The 20,199-nt window shown below is 62.7% G+C and carries 18 protein-coding genes and 1 pseudogene; 7 read left to right on the top strand and 12 right to left on the bottom strand.

Annotated features, from left to right (window positions below; translation table 11 throughout):
- The first annotated feature begins 116 nt into the window (after positions 1 to 116).
- The 3 genes from AC4LE2_RS08875 to AC4LE2_RS08865 all read left to right on the top strand — a co-directional run bounded on the left by AC4LE2_RS08875 (position 117) and on the right by AC4LE2_RS08865 (position 1,908).
- Positions 117 to 407 carry an SOS response-associated peptidase family protein gene (locus AC4LE2_RS08875; protein ID WP_491825399.1) on the top strand — a complete coding sequence of 97 codons (291 nt, stop codon included), beginning with the start codon at positions 117 to 119 and terminating at the stop codon, positions 405 to 407.
- Positions 408 to 691: 284 nt separating this feature from the next.
- Entirely contained in the window at positions 692 to 904 is a 213-nt protein-coding gene (locus tag AC4LE2_RS08870; RefSeq protein WP_491825398.1) for a hypothetical protein, read from the top strand.
- A 95-nt stretch (positions 905 to 999) separates the two neighbouring features.
- Positions 1,000 to 1,908 carry a LysR family transcriptional regulator gene (locus AC4LE2_RS08865; protein WP_491828098.1) on the top strand — a complete coding sequence of 303 codons (909 nt, stop codon included), beginning with the start codon at positions 1,000 to 1,002 and terminating at the stop codon, positions 1,906 to 1,908.
- Here AC4LE2_RS08865 and argE read toward each other — a convergent pair.
- Genes argE through AC4LE2_RS08845 form a run of 4 tightly spaced genes read right to left on the bottom strand, consistent with a single transcriptional unit; the run spans position 1,901 to position 5,505 of the window.
- Positions 1,901 to 3,061, bottom strand: a complete 1,161-nt coding sequence (gene argE / locus AC4LE2_RS08860; protein WP_491825397.1) for an acetylornithine deacetylase — start codon at positions 3,059 to 3,061, stop codon at positions 1,901 to 1,903. The genes AC4LE2_RS08865 and argE overlap by 8 nt on opposite strands.
- The gene (locus AC4LE2_RS08855; RefSeq protein WP_491825396.1) at positions 3,058 to 3,735 is read right to left on the bottom strand and encodes a DUF1028 domain-containing protein; all 678 of its coding nucleotides are present in this window, start codon (positions 3,733 to 3,735) and stop codon (positions 3,058 to 3,060) included. Before AC4LE2_RS08855 ends, argE begins: the two co-directional genes overlap by 4 nt.
- A gap of 10 nt (positions 3,736 to 3,745) precedes the next feature.
- On the bottom strand, positions 3,746 to 4,162 hold the full coding sequence (locus tag AC4LE2_RS08850) for a RidA family protein (protein ID WP_491825395.1): 417 nt from the start codon (positions 4,160 to 4,162) through the stop codon (positions 3,746 to 3,748).
- 50 nt (positions 4,163 to 4,212) lie between these two features.
- Complete coding sequence (locus AC4LE2_RS08845; protein WP_491825394.1) at positions 4,213 to 5,505, bottom strand: flavin-containing monooxygenase; 1,293 nt, start codon at positions 5,503 to 5,505, stop codon at positions 4,213 to 4,215.
- Positions 5,506 to 5,997: 492 nt separating this feature from the next.
- Here AC4LE2_RS08845 and AC4LE2_RS08840 point away from each other — a divergent pair, with 492 nt between their 5' ends.
- The gene (locus AC4LE2_RS08840; protein ID WP_491825393.1) at positions 5,998 to 7,410 is read left to right on the top strand and encodes a purine-cytosine permease family protein; all 1,413 of its coding nucleotides are present in this window, start codon (positions 5,998 to 6,000) and stop codon (positions 7,408 to 7,410) included.
- 44 nt (positions 7,411 to 7,454) lie between these two features.
- On the opposite strand, the gene AC4LE2_RS08835 is transcribed toward AC4LE2_RS08840, so the two are convergent.
- The 5 genes from AC4LE2_RS08835 to AC4LE2_RS08815 form a co-directional block, all read right to left on the bottom strand.
- Entirely contained in the window at positions 7,455 to 8,186 is a 732-nt protein-coding gene (locus AC4LE2_RS08835) for a class II aldolase and adducin N-terminal domain-containing protein (RefSeq protein ID WP_491825392.1), read from the bottom strand.
- Positions 8,187 to 8,242: 56 nt separating this feature from the next.
- Positions 8,243 to 9,076 carry an ABC transporter substrate-binding protein gene (locus AC4LE2_RS08830; protein ID WP_491825391.1) on the bottom strand — a complete coding sequence of 278 codons (834 nt, stop codon included), beginning with the start codon at positions 9,074 to 9,076 and terminating at the stop codon, positions 8,243 to 8,245.
- Between the two features lie 26 nt (positions 9,077 to 9,102).
- Positions 9,103 to 9,975 (bottom strand): phytanoyl-CoA dioxygenase family protein, encoded by an 873-nt coding sequence (locus AC4LE2_RS08825; protein WP_491825390.1) that lies wholly within the window; start codon positions 9,973 to 9,975, stop codon positions 9,103 to 9,105.
- 33 nt (positions 9,976 to 10,008) lie between these two features.
- Complete coding sequence (locus AC4LE2_RS08820) at positions 10,009 to 11,532, bottom strand: amino acid ABC transporter permease/ATP-binding protein (RefSeq protein WP_491825389.1); 1,524 nt, start codon at positions 11,530 to 11,532, stop codon at positions 10,009 to 10,011.
- 252 nt (positions 11,533 to 11,784) lie between these two features.
- Positions 11,785 to 12,759, bottom strand: a complete 975-nt coding sequence (locus AC4LE2_RS08815; protein WP_491825388.1) for a LysR family transcriptional regulator — start codon at positions 12,757 to 12,759, stop codon at positions 11,785 to 11,787.
- A gap of 286 nt (positions 12,760 to 13,045) precedes the next feature.
- On the opposite strand from AC4LE2_RS08815, the gene AC4LE2_RS08810 reads away from it, so the two are divergent.
- From AC4LE2_RS08810 to AC4LE2_RS08800, 3 genes are all read left to right on the top strand, one after another.
- A complete protein-coding gene (locus tag AC4LE2_RS08810; RefSeq protein ID WP_491825387.1) occupies positions 13,046 to 14,296 on the top strand; it encodes a flavin-containing monooxygenase in 1,251 nt (416 codons plus the stop codon).
- Positions 14,293 to 14,748 carry a type II 3-dehydroquinate dehydratase gene (locus tag AC4LE2_RS08805; RefSeq protein WP_491825386.1) on the top strand — a complete coding sequence of 152 codons (456 nt, stop codon included), beginning with the start codon at positions 14,293 to 14,295 and terminating at the stop codon, positions 14,746 to 14,748. The genes AC4LE2_RS08810 and AC4LE2_RS08805 overlap by 4 nt, the downstream gene beginning before the upstream one ends.
- Positions 14,749 to 14,969: 221 nt before the next feature.
- The gene (locus AC4LE2_RS08800; RefSeq protein ID WP_491825385.1) at positions 14,970 to 16,298 is read left to right on the top strand and encodes a DUF3100 domain-containing protein; all 1,329 of its coding nucleotides are present in this window, start codon (positions 14,970 to 14,972) and stop codon (positions 16,296 to 16,298) included.
- A gap of 176 nt (positions 16,299 to 16,474) precedes the next feature.
- Here AC4LE2_RS08800 and AC4LE2_RS08795 read toward each other — a convergent pair.
- The 3 genes and pseudogenes from AC4LE2_RS08795 to AC4LE2_RS08785 form a co-directional block, all read right to left on the bottom strand.
- Positions 16,475 to 17,411 (bottom strand): annotated as a pseudogene (locus AC4LE2_RS08795) (transposase domain-containing protein).
- Positions 17,412 to 17,519: 108 nt separating this feature from the next.
- The gene (locus tag AC4LE2_RS08790; RefSeq protein ID WP_491825384.1) at positions 17,520 to 18,677 is read right to left on the bottom strand and encodes a M20 aminoacylase family protein; all 1,158 of its coding nucleotides are present in this window, start codon (positions 18,675 to 18,677) and stop codon (positions 17,520 to 17,522) included.
- 5 nt (positions 18,678 to 18,682) lie between these two features.
- Entirely contained in the window at positions 18,683 to 20,197 is a 1,515-nt protein-coding gene (locus tag AC4LE2_RS08785) for an aldehyde dehydrogenase family protein (protein ID WP_491825383.1), read from the bottom strand.
- Between the last annotated feature and the right edge of the window lie 2 nt (positions 20,198 to 20,199).

Raw genomic sequence — 20,199 nt, 5'->3', positions numbered from 1 at the left:
GTTTGCGAAAGGCCGTCGGCGCATGCTGCTCGCATGCCGCGGGATCTTTCATTGCTGGTGCGGTCCACCTTTGTAGGTAGCCCTGCGGAGATTTAGAAACAATGTGCGGACGCTTTGTGCAAAATCGAAGCCTGGCAGATTACGTGGACTGGCTAGGCAATACCCCTGCGGGCGGCTACGACGGCATCGGCCGGGGGGATGAAGGCTTCGTAATCCTGACCGCCGATGCCTTGGGCGGCATGGTGGACATCCATGACCGGCGCCCGATTGTGTTACCCCCTGACCTTGCAAAGGAATGGATGGACCCGGCAACCACACCCGAGCGGGCAGAGGTAATCGCCCGCACCCTCGGCACTGTGCCTGACGCGTTCGAGTGGTACCCGGTAGACCGCGCAGTGGCAATGTGAGGAACCAAGGGCATCAGCTCGTTCTGCCACTCGATCAAGCGCCAGGGCGGTAAAGCCCCTATCCCCTATAGACCGCCATTCCCCAAAACTTGATTGCTGATGATGGAGTATTCAGGGCGTGCATAGCCTGAGAAGTTACGGGGTTATTGATCGCCTTGTGCTTGACTGAGTATTGGGATCCGCGTGCACAATGCGCGCGATGTCAGCAGTAACGACCTTCGTTGAATTGACAACTACTTCAGATGGCCTATCAAGGCCACACTGCTTGTTGGTGAGGAGGAAACATGGAACGGTGGAAGGCGGCGTGGGAAATTGTCGAAGAGCAAACCACGTGTCGTGTATGCGGTGCACGCCAAAATATGCAAGAGGCTCAGCGCCCCTTCCAGCACCACCAGGGCTGTACGGCGGCGATTCCCGCTCAGCAGATGCCATGGCGTGACCTTGCAGCCTTGCTACGAATGCAGGTGCTGCGCTCCAGTAACGACCAGCCCGGCTGACCGGCACCGGCACGCGCGCGCGCCCCACTTACCTGTGTTGCACACCCCGGCCCTGCCTGGATAATACGGCGCACACAGGCTAAGGGTAGTGGATGATGGCGGCTTACAATCTCAGACAGCTCAGGTACTTCGTGACCGTGGTGGAGTGCGGCAGCGTGGCGGAGGCGTCACGCAAGCTGTACATCGCCCAGCCGTCGGTATCAACGGCCATCCGCCAGCTCGAAGATAGCTTTAATGTGCAGCTGTTCATCCGCCAACACGCGCAGGGAATGGCGTTGACGCCGGCCGGTGCGCGCTTCTATCGCAAGGCCCAGGAGCTGCTGCGCATGGCCCATGAGTTCGAGCAGAACGCGTTGGCTGATAATGACGTGGTCGCGGGGCAAATAGACGTGGGCTGTTATGAAACGGTGGCGCCCCTTTACCTGCCGCGCTTGATCGCCGGGTTCCGCCAGCGCTGGCCTGGCGTAGACGTGCGAATCCGCGATGGCGAACAACAAGAGTTGGTGCAGGCGCTCACGGCAGGCAGTATCGACTTGGCGATGCTGTTCGAACATGACCTGGACCATACCTTGGAGACCGTGCCGCTGATGGCCCCCCAGCAGCCCTATGCGTTGTTGCCAGCCGGTCACCGCTTCGCTCGCCAGGCCAGCGTATCCCTGGCAGACCTGGTGCTTGAACCCATGATCCTGCTAGACGTTGCGCCCAGCCGAACCTATTTCGTGAGTATTTTCACTGAGCGCGGCCTGAGCCCGCATATCACCTTCAGTTCGCCGTCCATCGAGATGGTGCGTGGAATGGTCGCCCAGGGCTTTGGCTTTTCCATTCTGGTGACCAAGCCCTTCTCGAATCACACCTATGACGGTCAGGAAGTGGCTTGCGTACCCTTGACGGAAACCGTAACCGGCTCAGGCCTGTCGGCGGTGTGGCTGCGCCGGTCACAGCTCACTAAACCCGCGCAACTGTTCATCGACCACTGCATCGAGCACCTGGGCACCGCTAGCTAGGTGAACCCTGGGCAAAGGCCAGCACGCGCTGCAGCATCGCGTCACAGCCGGCCAGTTGCGCCACGCTCACGAACTCATCGGGCTTGTGCCCTTGCTCCATGCTGCCAGGCCCACATACCACCGTGGGCACGCCCGCCTGGTCGAACAACCCGCCTTCGGTGCCAAAGGCCACGGTGCCGAACTCACGAGAGCCACAGAACTGCGCCACCCATTGCGCCGCCTGGCTCTGGGCCGAGGTGTACAGGCCCGGGTAACTGGACAGCTCGCTAAAGCGGATGCGGCACTGGCCACTGACGGCCTGCATGGCAGGGAGCAGCGTCTGTTGCGCATAGTGCTCCAGCTGCTGGGCGACCTGCCAAGGGTCCAGGGCTGGCACGGCCCGTACCTCGAAGTCGAAACGGCAATCCTGCGGCACGATGTTCAGCGCCTTGCCTCCGCTAATCACGCCGGTTTGTACCGTGGAAAACGGCGGATCGAAGCGCTCGTCCAGCTGCTCTGGGGCACGCAAGGCCTCCCCTAGGCGGCCCAGCTCCGCGATCAGCCGCGCCGCGTACTCAATGGCATTCACCCCTCGGGGTGCATAAGCCGAATGACAGGCAGCGCCCTGAACGTCGCAACGCATGGCCAGCTTGCCCTTGTGGCCCAGCACAGGTTTGAGTTCAGTGGGTTCACCGATCACGCACAGCAACGGCTTGACCGGCTGACGGGAAAGCACCTCAAGCAGCGAACGTACACCCAGGCACCCGACTTCCTCGTCATAGGACAGCGCGAGGTGCAACGGCAGGCGCAGCGGCGATTTGACGGCGGCAGGCACCATGGCCAGCACGCACGCCAGGTAGCCTTTCATGTCTGCCGCGCCACGGCCGTAGAGCTTGCCGTCAGCCTCGGTAAGCTGAAACGGTGGCACGGTCCAGGGCTGGCCATCCACCGGGACCACGTCAGTGTGCCCTGACAGCACGATACCCGGCAGCTCGGCCGGCCCGATCGTGGCGAACACGTTTGCCTTGGTCCGCTCAACGTTGTAGATCAGCTCGCTGGTAACCCCAAAGCCGGCCAGGTAGTCGCGCACGAACTCAATCAGCGCCAGGTTCGATTCGCGGCTGGTGGTGTCGAAGGCGATCAGTCGCGCCAGTAGGTCGCGGCTGGTACTCACCGGGCGTCACCCGGCACGCCGTAGCCCGGCGCCTGATCGGGAGCCAACGCGCGGTCTACGTACGCTTGTAGCTGCGGGCGGTAGGCGACCCAGAGGTTGTCCAGGGCGACGATGGGGTCTGTTTCGGCCCAGTCCACGCGCAGGTCTACGATGGGCCAGGTTAGCTCCCCCACTACTTTCAACGCCGCCGAATGCACAGGCCCGGCTTCCCCACCCGCTGCCACGCCGGCACTCAGCGCCACCAGTAACCGGTCAGCCAACTGCCCTTCGGCCTGCTCGAAAGCTTGAACCATGGCCATCACCACCTCGGGGCTATGGAGCATGTTGCCCGCCGCCACGCACTGCACGCCGCTGACCGCACTGTGAATGCCCAAAGTCTCGCTACCGCTCACATGAGCGGTACGCCCCAGGTGATCGATGGCCGTGACCTGGCGATATTGACCATGGCCATTGCGGGCCAGGGCTTGCGCCACCGCCTCCTCCGGGGCCAAGCCCTGTTGGAGCAGGTCCAGGGTTTGCGGGCCGAGCGCTGGCAAGGTGATGTTCTGCGAGCTTACCGCGCCAACGCCTGGGCGCAGCCACGGGCAGCGGGCACCTACGGCAATGCTTGACGAGCTGATGGCAATGCCCAGCTGGCCGGTCTCCGCGCAGCGCGCGGCAATCGAAAAGGTCATGGGGTGCGCCTCACTCAGGAATTACGGCAATCACGTCGATTTCCATCAGCCACTGGGGCTGACCCAAGGCCGAGACCACCAAACCGGTGGAGATCGGAAAGACGCCCTTCAACCATTTACCCACTTCCTGGTACACCGGCTCGCGGTAACGCGGGTCGATGAGGTAGGTGGTGGTCTTGACGATATGCGACAGGTCGCTGCCCGCCTCTTCCAGCAGCTGCTTGACGTTCTTCATGGCTTGCTCGGCCTGTGCCCGCGGGTCGCCCAAGCCCACCAGGTTACCCTCGAAGTCAGTGCCCACCTGGCCACGGACGTACACCGTGTTGCCCGCGCGCACGGCCTGGCACAGGTCGTTATCCAGGCTTTGGTTGGGGTAGGTTTCTTTGGTGTTGAACATGCGAATGCGGGTATGCGTGGGGGTAGCCATAGAACATCCTCATCAAGGGCAGGCGCGCCGGCCTGCCGGGGTAAAAGGTTTCACGCGTGGGAAGCGGATTGCGCCGGGCGAACCGCCGAAGCGGGCGCCTGGTAATGGGCGTAGCTGCGCTGGATGGCAATGTGGTCGGCCACGTGCCGGGCGTCGTGCCACACACCCCAGATAAAGGCCGAGCCGCGCCGAGACAGCCAGGGCAGCCCTACGAAATAAATGCCGGGTTCGGCCGCAACGCCGCGTTGGTGCCGGGGCTTGCCGCGTTCATCGAAGGTGTCTACGTGAAGCCAGCTAAAGTCGGTGGCGTAGCCGGTGGCCCAGATCACTGAAGTCACGCCCGCCTCGGCCAGATTCAGTTCGGTGAGCGGGTTGCGAATGCAGTCGGCATCCGCCACGCGTTCACGGGCAGCGGGTTCGGGTGGCAGGTCCAGGCCGTTACGCTCGATATAGGCATCGGCGGCGTCTAGCAGGCTCAGGTAGTTTTCATCGCCTCGGTTGAGGTTATCCACCAAGTCGGGGCGGAAGGTCACGCGCGGGCCGTCGAAGGCTTCGGTCAGGCCTACCAGCACCATGCCTGCCTGCGCCAGCCTGCGAAAATCTACCGTATGCCCACCGCGAGCGCCGCTCACGGCGATGGTTACATGTTCGCGCCCCGGTTGGACCACCTCGCTGTCCCACAGGCCCAGCACGCCGAGCCACCAGCAGAAGTCGCGCCCACGGTAGGCCCGTGGCGGCCGGTCATGGGCGCCCACCGACAAGTACACGTGCCGGCCCGCCCTTAACAATTCTTCGGCGATCTGCACGCCTGAGGAGCCCGCGCCCACCACCAACACCGCGCCCGCCGGAAGCTGCCCGGGATTGAAGTACTGCGCCGAGTGCAACTGCTGGATGCCGGTGCCCCGAGGGGCGATGGCGGGAATGACCGGTTTCTGGAACGGGCCGGTAGCGGCGACCACGCGGTTGGCCAGTATCGTGCCTTCGCTGGTTTCAATGGTGAAGCCAGGACGGCCCTGATTACGGGTAACGCTGCGCACCTCCACGCCGGTACGAATGGGCGCATTGAAGCGCTTGGCATAGGTTTCCATGTACGCCGCCACCTGCTCCTTGCCTGCGAAGGCGTCGGGGGCCAGGTCGAAGGCCATGCCGGGGAAGCGGTCGTGCCAGGCAGGCCCATTGGCGACCAGCGAATCCCAGCGGCCGCTACGCCAGGCTTCAGCGACCCGGTTTTTCTCCAGCACCAGGTGAGGAATGCCCAGGGCAGTGAGGTGTTCGCTCATGGCAATGCCGGCCTGACCGGCACCAACCACCAGGGTGTCTGTTTCAATGGGCGCTAACGACATGTCGAAGGTCCTTTGCCAAAACAAGGTATGCGGAGTGGGGCAAGCGAGTGCCCTGTTCCCGCAGAGTAAGCAGCGCCCTGACGAGGGGTAAAATATTATTAAACTGTTGCTTGGCAATAATCCGCGTATAGGGAAGGCACCGCTGCACAGGTGCTCGTCGCCCGGGTCGGTACAGCCGCCCTAGGAAACTTTTTCCTATTGGCACAGGACATTTTTAATAATTTGCCCCTCCGGGCGTTTCGCGCAAGATCGAATCACGCCTGCGCTGCGCCCTTCTCGGCGCGCAGTTGGGGCTAACAGGACCAAGCGCCCACGAGCGCATGGCCACGATGCTTCTTTTTCAACTGCCTCGAATCACAATCACAACAGTCGTGAGGGAGTTACATGCGCGCCACATCGCCCCCTAGGGTGCCCCTCCGACTGTCGATTCAACTCATGCCCGCGGTAGGTGGCCGTGCGTTGTGATGTCGACTTCTATCCTTCGGAGATTCCATGGCACCCTCTACCCCTCAAGCACCGCTCATTGAAAAGCACACGATTGGCTACGTACCGCCCGAAGACCGCCATGGGAGCGTACGGGACCTGTTTACCCTTTGGTTTGGCGGCAATATCGCCCCGCTGCCCATCGTCACCGGCGCCTTGGGCGTGCAGTTGTTCCACCTGAACCTGGTGTGGGGCATCGTGGCCATTCTGGTGGGGCATCTGGTTGGCGGCGTGCTGATGGCGTTGCACTCGGCCCAGGGCCCGCAGATGGGCATTCCCCAGATGATTCAGAGCCGGGCGCAATTTGGCTCGCTCGGCGCCCTGCTGGTGGTGGTGATCGCTGGCGTGATGTATGTGGGGTTCTTTGCGTCCAACATTGTGTTGGCGGGCAAGTCGCTGCATGGGATAGCGCCTGCTATACCGGTACCCGTGGGTATCGTGGTCGGGGCGGTGGGCTCCGGCATCATCGGCATCATTGGCTACCGCTTCATTCATGTGCTCAACCGGGTAGGTACCTGGGTGCTGGGCATCGGCATCGTGGTGGGCTTTGGCTATATCTTCACCCACCTGCAAAGCGCGGACTTCTTCACCCGTGGCAGCTTCAACCTGCCGGGCTGGCTGGCCACGGTCTCGCTGGCAGCCCTTTGGCAGATCGCCTTCGCCCCGTATGTGTCCGACTACTCCCGCTATTTGCCGGCCAACGTGCCCGTGGCCTCGACCTTCTGGGCCACCTACCTGGGCACCACCCTGGGGTCGAGCCTGGCCTTCGTGTTCGGGGCAGTCGCCGTGCTGGCCGTGCCGGTTGGGGTGGACACCATGGACGCGGTCAAGCAGGCCACCGGGGCCATCGGGCCACTGATGCTGGTGCTGTTCCTGCTCAGTGTAATCAGCCACAACGCGCTCAACCTGTACGGGGCGGTGCTGTCGCTGATTACCCTGGTACAGACCTTCGCCTGGCGCTGGATCCCCACTGGCCGCAGCCGTGCGGTGCTGTCGGTGGTGGTGCTGCTGGCCTGCTGCGTGGCGGCAGTCTCGGCGGCAGCGGACTTCATCGGCCATTTCGTTGACCTCGTGCTGGCACTGCTGGTGGTGTTGGTGCCCTGGACGGCCATCAACCTGATCGACTTCTATGCCATTCATAAAGGTGACTACGACATCGCCTCAATCTTCCGCGTGGACGGCGGGCTGTACGGGCGGTATAACCCGCAGGCGCTGCTGGCCTATGCCATCGGCATCGCGGTGCAAATCCCTTTCATGAATACGCCGCTGTACGTAGGGCCGGTGTCTGCTCACATCAACGGTGCAGACCTGTCCTGGCTGGTGGGCCTTGCGGTCACCTCGCCGCTGTATTACTGGCTGGCCAGCCGTGACAGTGCCTATCGCCGCCGACAGGTGGGCATGAAAGCCAGCCTGGGGCTATAACCGCAAGCACGAAGGACGTGGCGCCTTACACCAGGCGCCTACGCTTAGTCGAGCAACGACGGATCGGCCTCGATCATCAGCGCTTTCATCTCCTCGAAATGCCGCCGCGAAAAGTCCGTGATGCCCTCCCAGGCCCGTGCGGTTTTCTCGGCCACCTCATCGGACAACACCCGCAGGGGTTGCCCGGTGGACCACGCCGTGACCAGGATCTGGCAGGCACGCTCCAGCGTCCAGATGTCATCGAACGCCTCGCCGATGTTCGGCCCGATGACCATCACGCCATGGTTGCCCATCAGCAGCCGACGCTTGTCCCCCAATAGCCCCGCCAGGCGCGCCCCTTCGGCCTCGGTGTCGGCCATGCCGCCATACAGGCCATCCACTGCCACGCGGTTGAAATAGCGGGCGGTATTCTGATCGATGGGTAGCACTTGGGGCGTCGCCAGGCAGGCTACGGCTGTGGTGTAGACCGGGTGCAGGTGCAGCACCGCCCGGGCGTCGGGCAGCCGTTGGTGTATTTGCCCGTGGATGGCCCACGCGGTGGAATCCACCTCCGGGTGCGCGGCGCAGCCGGGGTCGTCAGCGTCCAGCAGCAGCAGGTCACTGGCCCGTATGCGCGAGAAGTGCTTCCACTTCGGGTTGATCAGGAAGCGTTTGCCGTCTGCCGAGACGGCTGCGCTGAAATGATTGGCCACCGCTTCGTGCAGGCCCAGGTGAGCCACGATCCGAAAGGTGGCCGCCAGGTCGATACGCGCCTGTGCTTCGAGTGATAACGCCATGCGGGTACTCCGGCAGGTTACCGCGCCAAGGGGTAACCCGCGTCAGGGGGCCAGGATCAGGGTTTAGGCATCAAGGTCGCGAGGTCGTCGTCGGTCGGGGCCTGGAAGTTGTACTTCTTCAGCAAGGCCGCGTATTCCGGCGTAGCGCGGTAGGTGTCCAAAGCGTGTAGCACAGCAGTTTTTACCTCGTCATTGCCCTTCTTGATGCCCAGGCCGTTGAGCACGGGGTAAATCAGGCTGTCGGAGGAAATCACCACGCGGCCGCCCAGCTTCTCGACCACGCCACGGGCCACGGCGGCGTCGGTGATCTGGGCCTCCACGGCGTGGGAAAGCAGCGCCTGAGTGGTTTGTGGGTCGGTGGCGTACTCACTGATCGCAATGGGTTTGAGCCCCTGCTTCACGCAGTATTCCTCAGACAGCTTGTTCATTTGTTGCAACCAGGACGTGGCCGCCATGGAGCCGATCTTGTGCCCGCAGAAGTCTTCCGGGCGCTTGGGTTGGAAGGGCGCCCCCTTGAGGGCCAGAATGGACTCACCGCTCTTGAGGTAAGGAATCATGTCGATCACCTTCACCCGCTCGGCGGTGATGTACATGGACGAGTTGAGCAGGTCGAAGCGCTCGCCCTGCAAGCCGGTGATTAGGTTGGGGAAGCGGGTGTCCTGGGTGTCTACCTCGCGCCCCATCACCTTGGCCAGGCCCTCCATGAATTCGATATCGAACCCAGCGGGCTTGTTGTCGACCATGTATTCATAAGGGAAGAAGGTGACGTCTGAACCCACCACGAGCTTGCCGTTGTGTTGGAAAGCCGAGGCCGTGAGTGCGTGGGCGGCCAGTACGGTACCGAACAGGCCGAAGGCAATGGGGCGAAAGAGGCGATGCAACGTAGTCATGGTCATTCCCTGCGCGGTGTTGGAAATCATTGAGGGCCGTGGTCTTGCCCGGCCTGCTGTACGAAGAAGGACGCGCCACGGGGCTTTTGCGGCAGCCGCAGCGCATTGGCCGTGCTGCGCACCTGCCCGCTTTCCGCCCCTGCCACCATCACGCCCGCGTGCTCGCTAGGCAGCGGGTTTTCACTGAAGGGCAATGCGTCTTCGGCGGCATAGACGCTGATAAACAGCGTGCGCGGCCACTCGGTCTCGTTAGGGCTAGACGCGTGCAAAAGCCGCGTGTGCATGAAGCACACCGAGCCCGCCGGGCCAAAACAGGCGACCGGTTGCTGGCACTGGGCAGCCACCACCTCTTCGCTCACCGCGCCGGTGAAGCGCTCGCCGCGCCAGTGAGGCCACAGCGGGCCTTTATGGCTGCCGGGGATCACGTTGAGCGGGCCGTTTTGCGGCGTGACCTCGCTGACCATCAGCAAGGCGGTGACGAGGTCGTCGTTGCTGTGAGGGGTAAATAAAAAGTCCTGATGCCATTCCACCCGCGTGGCGGTATGAGGCAGCTTGGAGTTGATCTTGCTGTGGTGGAAGCGAAGGCCTTCACCTCCGATCAACTGCGCCGCAACGATGGCCATGGCAGACTCGAATGCCACCCGGCGATAAGCCTCGGAGATCTCAGTCGGCGAGCTGACCCGCCGCAGCGAAGGGTGGTCCGCGCGGTGGTCGCCTTCCAGGTCGAAACGCGCGCGACCATCCACCGTGGCGCCCCAACCCTGCTCATGGCCCCGGCTCTCCTCCACCCAGGCGTCGAAGGCCTGCTGGAGGGCTGCAATGTCGGCCGCCGCCAGTACGTCTTCTACCACCAGGAACCCGTCCCGGTGAAATTGCTCAACCTGCCATTGCTCGATCATGTGTAGTTCCTCGTTCGTACCCGCAGCGAAGGGTTAGGCCAGCGAGACATCCTTCAGGAAGGATTCAACGCGGGGGTTGTGGCCACTGCGCAGTGCCTGGGGGGTGTCATCGCACACCACGCGGCCTTTCTCCATGAAGACGATGCGGTCGGAGACCTTGAAGGCGAAATTCATTTCGTGGGTAACGATCACCATGGTGATGCCCTCCTTGGCCAAGGCCTCGATCACTTGCAGCACCTCGGTGACTTTTTCCGGGTCCAGGGCCGAGGTGGGTTCGTCGAACAGCATGATTTGCGGGCGCATCATCAGGGCACGCGCGATGGCCACGCGCTGCTGTTGGCCGCCAGACAACTGATGGGGGTATTTCCAGGCGTGGTCGAGCATGCCTACCTTGTGCAACAGCGCGTAAGCCTGCTGCTTGAGCGCCGGTGCGCTATCGAGGCGGTGGTAACGCGGCGCCATGAGAAGGTTGTCCAGCACACTCACGTGGGGGAACAGGTTGAAGCTCTGGAACACCATACCGATGTTCAGGCGGTGCTCTGCATGCTCCACGTACCGCGGCGGCTGTGCGCCCTGCCGGGTCAGGTGAATGAACGGCTTGCCGTTGATGCGAATGTCGCCGTTATCAAGCTGCTCCAGGCCGTTGAGCAGGCGAATCAGCGTGGTCTTGCCCGAGCCGGAGGGGCCGATGACCGAGACCACCTCGCCTGGCTGGATCTGCAGGCTCACCGCCCCCAGCACTTCGATATTGTTGTAGGCCTTGTGCAAGCGCGTGGCTTGTAGCGCGGGCACCTGCGGCTCGGTATTTAGCGCACGGGGTACGGTTGCCTGGGGCTCGGTGGCCAAGGCCAAAATGGCGGCGTCCGGTGCTTTGGACACGTTGCGTTGACTGACGTCCAGGTAGCGCTCCAGGCGCTTGAGCAGGTAATCGAACACCGTGACGATCAGCACGTAATAGAACGCCACGCCGGCCATGGTTTCCATCACCAGGAAATTCTGCGAGTACAGGCGCTGGCCCACCATAAGGATTTCGGTGAGCGAGATCACCGACACCAGCGAGCTGAGCTTGACGATGGAGATGTATTCATTGGCCAGCGACGGCAACGCCACCCGCAGCGCCTGAGGGACAATCACCCGCCACTGGGTACCGAGAAACTTCAGCCCGAGCGCCCTGGCGGCTTCGGCCTGGCCTTTGTGGATGGCCAGCAAGCCACCGCGGTGGATCTCCGCCACGTAGGCGGTTTCGCATAGCACCATGGCAAACAACCCGGCCAGGAACGGGTCGCCCAGCACCACCGAGGTTGCCGGGAAGGCCTGCGGGATGTTGTAGACAAAGATCAGCAACACCAGCAGCGGGATGCTGCGAAACAGCCAGATATAGGCCCTGGCCGGCAGGCTTAGCAGCGTGCGCCTGGACTGCTTGGCCAAGGCTACGAAAAACCCCAGCCCTATGCTGATGACCCAGCAGGCGAAGCTCAGTTTGATAACAGTCCAAGTAGCGCGCCAGAACTGGGCATCGAATAGCAGACCAAAGAGGTACGTCCAGTCAAATGTCATCGTCACCGCGCTCAGCAAAGTTGAAGGGTGCGCCGGCCAGCCCCTTGGCTGACCAGGGGCTGCTCACCTGAAACGAGAGTCGTGGAGAGCAGCCGGTGCGGTCAATTAGGAATAACCGGGGCACTGAGTAGGTAGAACCGATGCAGCCGGGTCAGGGTGGCGGAGCGCTGCAGCCCTTGCGCCATAATCGCGCAATGGCAGGTTCGGGCCCTGATACGCAGCGCATTTTGGTGCGCCGCTCATACCTTGCGGTTAGCCTACGGCGCTGACGTGAGGCACCACATGGGGGTCGAAAAAGCTGGGCGCTGCCATGCCGGGAATGTACTGGTCGGAGACAAACATTCGGCAGCGTTCGGTGAAGGCGGATACCACCCGTGATAGCTGGGTGTGGGTGGGCGTGGCATAGCCGAGCTGCAACGGGTGCAGGCCGCCTGCCAGGCGCAACCGTACCAGGCGCTTGCCGTCTTGGGACAGGTGGCTCTTGGGCCGTGCGTTGGCGATGGTATAGCCCAGGCCGTTACCCACCATGGCGCGCACGGTTTCAAGGTTGCTGGAACGCAACGCCACGTTGGGCGTGGCACCTGCCTGGAGGAACAGGCCGAGGAAATAGTCCCGGCTCCAGGGGATGTCCAACAGCACCAAGGGGTAGGCCTCCAGGTCATGCAGCGTAACGGCTGACAGGCTGGCCAACGGATGGCCTTCACCCACCGTCACATAAGGCGGCAGCGTGGCCAGGGGTTGGAAGTCGATGTCAGCGCTGCTGACCAGGTCGTAGGTCAGGGCAATGTCAATCTCGGCGCTGCGCAGCCGTTCCAGCAGGTGCTCATGGTCACCCTCGATCTGCGTGATTCTGACCCCCGGAAAGGCCCGCCCGAAGCCAAACACCAGCTCGGGCGTGATCATCGGCGCCAGGGTATGAAGACAGCCCACCCGCAGCGGGCCGCGCACCGTGTTGAGCGACTCCGCAGCGATCGTATAGAGGTTGCTCGTCTGCTCCAGGATGAGCTTGGCCTCTTGCAGCACCTGCCGCCCTACCGCCGTAAGGGAGATCCCCTGAGCATGGTGCCGGACGAACAACTGAATGCCCAACTCGGCCTCCATGTGGGTGATCGCGGCCGAAATCGACGGCGACGATACATGAATGCGTTCGGAGGCCGCGCTGATGCTGCCCGCCTCCCCCGATGCCACGAAATATTCCAGTTGTCGTTGAGTAATCCGACTGAGCATCGCGCCCCTCCTCGGTATGAACGAGCCGCCTGAACACCGCAGCGTTGGCCTGCGCTGTTCACGTTGCAGGGTTCATGCCGGGTAGCCTGACGCAACGGGCGGCCTGGCGGCTCAAAGGGCCTGCCGACGGCCCCAGGGCCCCTGGCTTCGGTTTTACCTAAGCGTTACGTTCAAAAAGCAGAATTCCTCTGTACGCCGCCCTTGATCACACTGCCTGCGCGGACGCTCGCTAACGCTTAAGCCGTGTCGGCACGCCCGATCCAGGTCGCTTACTTAGGAAACTCACATGTCAGTGGAAACCATCAACACCGTGGTAGTGGGTGCGGGCCAGGCAGGTATCGCAATGAGCGAACACCTGTCGCTGATGGGCGTGCCCCACGTGGTTTTGGAGCGCAAGCGGATTGCCGAGCGCTGGCGGTCCGAGCGCTGGGATTCGCTCGTTGCCAATGGCCCCGCCTGGCATGACCGCTTTCCAAGCCTGACGCTTGAGGCCGTGGCGCCGGACGCCTTCGCGCCGAAAGAGCACGTGGCCGATTATTTCGAACGCTATGCCACGCTTATCAACGCGCCGGTCCGCACCGGGGTGGAGGTGCTCAAGGTGGCGCGTTGCGAGGGCCGCCCAGGTTTTGAAGTCACTACCTCGACCGGGGTAATCGAGGCTGCCAATGTGGTGGCTGCCACAGGCCCCTTTCAACGCCCGGTGATGCCGGCATTAATCCCGCAGAGCCCAAGCCTTCAACAGCTGCACTCGTGCACCTACAAACACCCCGGCCAACTAGCGGAGGGCGCCGTGCTGGTGGTGGGCGCCGGGGCCTCGGGTTCGCAGATCGCCGAAGAGCTTCAACAAGCGGGCAAGCCGGTGTACTTGTCGGTCGGCGAACACTACCGACCGCCCCGCGCTTACCGAGGCCGTGACTATTGCTGGTGGCTAGGTGCGCTAGGGCTCTGGGACGAAGTGCGAATCACCCCCAAGAAAAAACACGTGGCCTTTGCCGTGAGCGGCTATGACGGGGGCAAGACCGTAGACTTTCGCCGCCTGGCCCATCAAGGCATCACCCTGGTAGGCCTGACCCACGCCCACGATAACGGCGTGGTGCACTTTGCGCCGGGCCTGGCCGAGCACATTGCCGAAGGCGACCGGGCCTACTTCGACATCCTCCGTGACGCCGACGCCTACATCGAGAGCAACGGCCTGGCCTTTGCCCCCGAGCCTGACGCCTGGACCTTGCTGCCCGACCCGCCTTGCCTCACCCACCCGCTGTCGAGCCTGGACCTGGCAGCGGCGGGCATCACCACGGTGCTATGGGCCACCGGCTTTACCTCTGACTTCAGTTGGTTGCAGGTCAACGCCTTTGACGAGCACGGCGAGCCCTTTCACAAGCGTGGCATCTGCGCGCAGAGCGGCGTGTATTTTCTAGGGCTGCCCAACCTGGTCAACCGCGCTTCATCCTTTATCTACGGGGTGTGGCATGACGCAAAATACATCGCCGACCACATCGTGCTGCAGAACGACTACCGGGCGTATGCACCCTCATGAGTACAACGGTATTTTTCCTCAACGGCCCCAACGCCAACCTGTATGGGCTAGACCGCAGCGGTACCTTTGGCCGCGAAAGTTTCACCAGCCTGGAAGCAAGCTGCCACGCACACGCGCGGGCGTTGGGGCTGCACCTTGAGTTCCGCCAGAGCAACCATGAAGGGGTACTGGTGGACTGGATACAGGAAGCGCGCCTGCACGCCAGTGGCCTGGTCATCAATGCTGCCGGGTTGTCATATACGTCTATTCCGATCCTGGATGCACTGTTGGCGTTCGAAGGCCCGATAATCGAGGTGCACATGAGCAATATCTGGCGGCGCGAGCCCTTCCGCCATCACTCCCTCCTGTCTAGCGCTGCGACGGGGGTGATTGCAGGCCTCGGCGGGCTTGGGTATCGGCTGGCACTGACGGCAGTGGCTCAAAGCCTTGCACCCACGAGCGGCAGCGCCTGATTCTGCGTTCAAGAAAACGCAACGATAAACAAAATTCGCGCTATTGGTTCGGCCCCACCTGCCCGGGCATACTCGGGCCGAGCGGGCCAAAGACCACGCCACCGCTGTACGCCCGATAGCACGTCGGGCCTTGAACTGCCCTGGGTGTTTCACGACACCCCCTGAAAACACAACAACTCTTGATTCGGCCGCCACGGCCATCAGCAGGCCAGGGGATTGATATGCACCACATCGACGCCACTCCAATGGGTGAAAGCCGCGCTGTCTCGGCCACCGTCAAACTCTATGGCTGGGCCGCGCTTATTCTGGTCCTGGCTGAACTCATCGGCGCCATCAGCATTCCCATGGGCCCTGGCAAAGTTGTTCTGCTCCCGATGGTGTGGGCGCTGTTGCTAGGCGCTGCGGTGGGCCTGGCCAGCCGCAGGCTTCCTGGGACGATCGGGGTCGATGTGGGCGCGCAGCAACGCGCAGCCTCCATCCTGCAACCCGCGCTGCTGGTGTTCGTCGCCAAGCTGGGGCTAGTGGTAGGCGGTTCCTTGCCGGTGGTGTTCGCCTCGGGCTGGGCGTTGGTATTTCAGGAGTTCGGTCACTTTGTAGGCACGGTGATTCTCGGCTTGCCGGTGGCCTTGATGCTGGGCATCAAGCGCGAAGCCATTGGCGCGACCTTCTCCGTAGGCCGCGAGCCGAGCCTGGCGATCATTGGCGAGCGCTACGGCATGGACTCTCCGGAAGGGCGCGGGGTGCTGGCGGAATACCTCACTGGCACGCTGTTCGGCGCGCTGTTCATTGCTTTGGTGGCCGGCTTCATTGCCAGCCTGGGCATCTTCCACCCCAACTCTCTGGCCATGGGCTCGGGTATCGGCTCCGGCAGCATGATGGCCGCCGCGGCGGGCGCCATCGCCGCCCAGCAAACGCCCGAGGTCGCCAAAGATATTATGGCACTGGCGGCCGCCTCCAACCTGATCACGACCACCATCGGCACCTACTTCACGTTGTTCATTTCACTGCCTTTGGCGGTGTGGGGCTACCGCGTGCTAGAGCCGCTGATTGGCCGCACCACCAAGGCTTCGCACGCAGACCATGGCCCTCGTCATACCGAAGTAGCACTTGAATCCGTAGCGCTAAGCTGGGCGGGCAAGGCCAGCGCGTGGTTGGCCGCTGGTGCGCTGGCATTGATCGCCAACTACGTGGGCTACAAGACGCTATCCGGTGACGCCTTTGCGGGCATGGCGCTGATGATTTTCGCGGTGTTCATTGGCGAGAGCCTGTGCACCCTGTTCGGTCGCAAGCTACCTGCAGTGTGCCTGGTTTCGGTGGTTGCCATGCTCATGACCTCGCCCCTGTGCCCCTGGGCTGCGCAGGTGTCAAAGATGACTGGCGCCGTGAACATCCTGGCAGTGATTACACCAATGCTCACCTTCGCCGGGCTGTCCATTGCCAAGGACCTCACCGCCTTCCGCCGCCTGGGGTGGCGCATCGTACTGGTGTCGTTCCTGGCCAACTTCGGCACCTTCATCGGTGCGGTGATGATTGCTGAGTTCTTTCACTGAACCAGCCTGGTACAGCGGCGTTTTGCGGAAGGCGATACAGGGCACAGAGGGAAGCAACGTAGTTGGCGAACGCGGTTGGACACAGGCCGCCACCTTGCGTTGGTTAGTACACCCAGCAGCCCCATAACTCCGCTGCTCAAGGCCTGAAAAAACCCCGCTAATGAGCACAATGCTGTTCACTTAAGCGGAGCAGCCTTGCGGTTAACTGGATACCGGGTTTTTGACATCTTCACCGCCCTGGGCCTTGCCGGTCTGGGGCGTTTTGTTATGAAGAGCACGCCGATACTGCCCCGAAGTTCTTCCAGGCGCCTTGGGGTATGGGACGGCGATACCGCCCCAGCCATGACCACCAAATGGCTGGCGATGTGCTGACAGGCAAACTTGAAACTGACTTCGCTCGGCGCTCGCTTGTGAGCAACCGCAGCCTGACTGGCTTCCCGGCGAACCACGTTATAAGCCAGCAATACCCCCCATAATTCCTGATACACCAAATCCACGGTCTTGCTGCGAAGCGTCAGTGCATTGTCTTGCATCGAGCTTTTGATATCCCTGAACCCCAACTCGATTTCCCATCGCTCGTGGTAAAGCGTTGCGACCTGTTCTGCGCTGAGTTTTGCGGCCGGAAGCGAGGTAAAGACCGTCTTCTCTTTTCCTTCGACGTCGTAGGTCACCGCCCAAAGCGCCATCTACGGCAAAAACCTGGAGCCCATGCCAGTCGTCTTGCGGGTAACGCTCGTATCCCCAGGCATTGGCGCACTGTCGAAATAGCCATTGCACAGGCTGATTGCCCAGGCGCTGACGCGCCTGTGACAAGCCGCTTTTTGCCAGGAGCACCTCATTGGCCAAGCCTTCGGCGCAGATATTGAGTCGGCGCGCGACCTCGACGATCGGCTCGCCTCTAAAAAGCGCCATCCCGACAACTAGCCAGAGCACCATGTCAGAGGGCAGGCGTCGACGTCGGATGGTCGCCTTCTCCGCCAAAGTTACGGCAGTGCTGATCCACTCTTGCGGAATGTGATCGGTAAAGACGTCGAGGCGCGAGAGAGGCTGCTCAGCAAAGTCCAGAACAGTGCCTAAATCCTGAGCGACAGACATAAAAAATCCGGAATCCATAATTAGATTCCGGATTTTCCTGCTGCCTGAGGATTAGTCAACAATCCTTAAGTGAACAGCATTGCGCTAATGAGCGGGGCTTGCCTTACCTGACGTGCTTGCCGGCCTTCACCCCTGAGGCAACGCCTGCTCCACCAACCGTGACCATAACCGTACGCCTGGCTCTATCACGTGGTCGTTAAAGTCATAGTAGGGGTTGTGCAGCGGCGCAGAGGGTTGGTCGCCATCCACGCCCAGCCACACGTAGGCACCTGGGCAGGCCTGGAGCATGAAGGCAAAGTCTTCGGAGGCCATTGATGGGTTGCAGCCCCATTGCACATTGTCTTCGCCCACCGCCGCGATGGCCGCCTGGCGCACCGTGGCGGCAGCGCCTGGGTGATTCTCGGTGACGGGGTAGCCCACCGTGTAAGCCAGCTCACCGCGTACGCCAAAAGCCCGCGGCAACTGCTCGACGAATTCAGTGATCAACTGCTGCACCGTGGCCCGCACCGGGGTTTGCAAACAACGCACGGTGCCCTTGAGGGTGGCGGATTCAGGCAATACGTTGATCGCCTCGCCACTGTTGAACTGGGTGACGCTGACCACCGCGCTGTCCAGCGGCGACAAGCGTCGCGAGACGATGGTCTGTAGCCCCAGAATCAACTCAGCACCTGCGACGATAGGGTCGGCGCCCTTCTCGGACATGGCGGCATGGCAGCCCTTGCCGGTCAGGGTAATTTCGAAGGTATCCAGCGAAGCCATCATTGGGCCAGGGTTGATGACCACGCGGCCCGCCGGCACCCCAGGCCAGTTGTGCAGGCCGTAGATAGCGCTCATGGGGAAGCGCTCGAACAAGCCGTCCTCGATCATCTTCCTGGCACCGGCGAGGTTTTCTTCGGCGGGCTGGAACACAAAATGCACCGTGCCGCTGAAGTTACGCGTCGTGCTCAGGTGCTGCGCGGTGGCCAACAGAATGGCCGTGTGGCCATCGTGACCGCAGGCGTGCATGCAACCCGCATGGGCGGATTTGTGCGCGGGGTTGCCCAGCTCCTGGATGGGCAAGGCGTCCATGTCGGCGCGCAGCCCAATCGTGGGGCCGGGGCCCGTGGTCAAGGTACCGACGATACCGGTGCCACCCAGGCCCCGGTGTACCTGAAGGCCAAAGCCTTCCAGCAGTTCGGCCACGCGCTGGGAGGTTTGTAGCTCGTTGTAGCCAAGCTCGGGCATGGCATGAAAGGCTCTACGCCAGGCCACGGCATCATTGATGAGTGAGGTAGCGATCGTCATGGTGCTTACTCCAGATTGGCCCCGTAGCCGAAGCTAGCAGCCGGCGTGGCCGCTGTCTCCACCCACACGCTTTTCACTTCGCTGTACTCGCGCAACGCGTCCAGGCCGGACGACCGGCCGTAGCCGCTGTCGCCGTAGCCCCCAAAGGGCGAACTGACGTGGATCGTCTTATAGCCATTGACCCAGAAGGTGCCGGCGCGTACCTGCCGCGCCACACGGTGGGCCCGGCCCACATCCCGCGTCCACACGCCGCCCGCCAACCCGAAGCGGCTGTCATTGGCGATGCGAATGGCCTCGGCTTCGTCCTCGAACGGGATGGCCACCACTACCGGCCCGAAGATCTCCTCCTGAGCGCAGTGCATCGCGTTATGCCCACGCAGCACCGTGGGGTTGACGTAGTACCCGGCGCCTTGGGGCACCGACACCGCATCGCCTACCTGCGTGGCGCCCTCGCGGGCAGCGCTGTCGAGCATTGATCTGACGTGAGCGTACTGCTTGGCATTATTGATCGGGCCGATCTGGGTGTCAGGGTCGGCCGGGTTGCCCACCTTGAACTGCGTGGCAGCCACCGCCAGCGCCTGGGTGAATTTCTCGAAAACAGACGCCTGCACCAGCAGCCGCGAGCCAGATACGCAGCTCTGGCCCGCGCCGGCGAAGATCGCGGCTTGGGCGCCCCGCAGGGCGACGTCCAGGTCAGCGTCCTCGAACACGATGTTGGCGGACTTGCCGCCCAGCTCTAGCACGGCAGGAATGCACCGCTGGGCAGCAGCCACCGCGATGTGCCGCCCGGTCGCCGGCGACCCCACGAACACTACCTTGCGAATAGTCGCCTCGCGAATGAACGCCTGGCCAATGGTATGGCCGCAGCCTGCGATCACGTTGACCAGCCCTTTGGGCGCGCCTGCCCGCTCCACCAACACCCCCAGGGCCAGGGACGTAAGCGGTGTAAGCTCGGACGGTTTGAGCATGACCGCGTTGCCCGCCGCAATGGCCGGCGCTATCTGCCAGCCGGCGGTGAAAATGGGCGCGTTCCAGGGGGTGATCTGTAGCACCGTGCCCAAAGGCTCGTAGGTCACGTAGTTGAGGTGGGTGGTGGGCACGGGGATCACCTCACCGTGCAACTTGTCGGCCCAACCGGCGTAGTACTCGAACATCTCGGCAACCTTGAGCACTTCTACCCGTGCATCGCGGATAGGCTTGTTGGCCGTGGCCGATTCGAGCAGCGCCAACGCCTCGGCCTGGGCCCGCACCTGCGCCCCCACCTGGTACATCACGCGCCCTCGGGCCTGGGCGGTCAGCGCCCACCACTGCTGCTGCGCAGCGCTGGCCGCGGCATCGGCGCGGGCCACCAAGGCGTCATCGGCGTCGGGGTAGGTCATCAGCAGGGTGTCGTCATGGGCGTTGCGCACCTCAACGGGCGCGCCCTGGCCGGTGACGAACTCGCCGCCCACATAGCTGCCCACAGCGGTGGTATCGCCCCAGAAGGGGCGCATCAGGTCCAGAATCTGTTGTGAGTTCATCG

This window comes from Pseudomonas sp. 9.3L (assembly GCF_058536285.1).
Note: the sequence above shows the minus strand (reverse complement) of the source record. Positions and strands in the feature narration are given on the sequence as shown.